This is a genomic window from Bacillota bacterium (genome assembly GCA_040754675.1).
Lineage (GTDB): Bacteria > Bacillota > Limnochordia > Limnochordales > Geochordaceae > Geochorda.
In genome coordinates this window covers 1-1569 of the sequence record JBFMCJ010000781.1, presented here as the reverse complement: position 1 = coordinate 1569, position 1569 = coordinate 1, and the positions used below count along the sequence as shown (strand labels likewise).

At 69.9% G+C, this 1569-nt stretch carries 2 protein-coding genes; both read left to right on the top strand.

Annotated features, from left to right (window positions below):
* Positions 1-938 (top strand): hypothetical protein (locus AB1609_23570; GenBank protein ID MEW6049414.1); only part of this gene is annotated, 938 nt, incomplete at its 5' end.
* A 304-nt stretch (positions 939-1242) separates the two neighbouring features.
* On the top strand, positions 1243-1569 hold a 327-nt coding region (locus AB1609_23565; GenBank protein ID MEW6049413.1), incomplete at its 3' end, for a hypothetical protein.

Here is a 1569-nt window from a genome sequence, read left to right as displayed (position 1 = left end):
AAGCAGGCTGGACGGACGCGGAGATCCTGGCGGTCTTCCTTGACCCCGCAAACGGGATCGGAGAGCGATACCGGCAGCGTGGCCGCCAGCCGGCAAAGCTCATCCTGGCCGAGGTTGCCCGTGCGAGGGCGAAGGGACCCGCTGGCACCCAATCCCATGTCGCATTACCCTCTTCATCCCCCGACCCTGCCTGCAGCGTCAAATGCGACAAGGAAAATACTGGAGATGAGTGGCGGGATGAGTGGCGGACGGAGGGGCCGTCCCCCGTCTGCGGCGCCACCGTCCGCCTGTTCCGGCGTACCCGTGAATTCCTCGCCAAAAGGCTATACTGCGGCAGGCTGACCTGCCCACGCTGCCGGCGGGACTGGACGGGGCGCATCCTGGGCCAGTTCAGCGACAAGGCCCGGGCGGCAGGGGAGACCGTATACCGCTTCGTTGCCCCTGCCAATAAGTTGCGCACCATCGAACGCGGGCTAGAGCGGGCGATAGCCGCCCGGGGTGATCGCCACGGTTACATCCGCGTCATCCGGCGGGGCGGGGTGCTGGTCGAGCTGCTGGCATCCGTCCGCTACGGCTACCGCGGACCCGGGCTGGTCCAGGAGATCACCGTGGAGGCGGCCGAGGAGCGCCTGCGCGGGCTGCTGGCCGAGGTGGAGGATAAGGCCCAGGTCCGGTTTTCGCATACCTGGGCCTTGACGGAGGAGGCGGGGGGCGGATGGCAGTTCGTGACCGATGTCACCGGCGTTGACGTCGATGTCATCGAGGAGGCCACGGCGTATTTCTTTGAGACCGCCCGCCCCGACTCGGACACGCTGAGGGCCTGGCCAGATGCCGAGCTGGCCGAGGCCCCCGAACCCGAGTTCGAGGCCGTGGTGGAGCAGTGGCTGACGCTGCTGCACCGGCTGGAGGAGGGGTCAAAACGACGACTCGCTGCCTGACCCGACCACAATGTGGCCCGCCGCCTAGCGGCGCACGCGGCCGGGTCGGTCCCCGACGAGGCGCGGGCGGTCCCGACCCCTTCGCCCTCCTCGGCCCGTTGCCCGTCCGCCGGGTCGGGCGCGTCATTGGCTTTCCCGGGGGTCCTTTTCTTATCAGGCTTGAGACGGCGTTGGGCGAACACGTTTTCCTGCTGAGCAGGGGCAGGGTGCGCCGCCTGGCGAAGCTGTCCGAGGAGGCGGTCGCGCGGAGGGCGGTGGGCACAGCGGGCCGGGGGGTGGCTGAAACAAAGGAGGGCGACGGGTAATGGCGCGGGTGCAGGTGTGGCGGTCGGAGGACGAACTGCGGCCCGGGCGCGGGCCGGGCAGGCCCGGCGTCCCCGCGGCGCCGGGCGGGGGCACGGGGGCGCAGGAGCCGGGGGGAAAGACAAACTCCAAGCGGGCAGAAGCCGATCAGGAACTGGTGGGCCGCCTCGTAAGGGTCCATTTACTGGGCCCCCTGGCCGGGGCCGGCACCGACGGCCGCGTGCTCCTGGGCACGCTGCGGCGGGTGACGAGGTACCTCCTAATGGTTCAGACAGGGGGCGGCCGGGAACTCCGTGTCTACAAGCACGGCGTGATTGCCCTGGAGGCG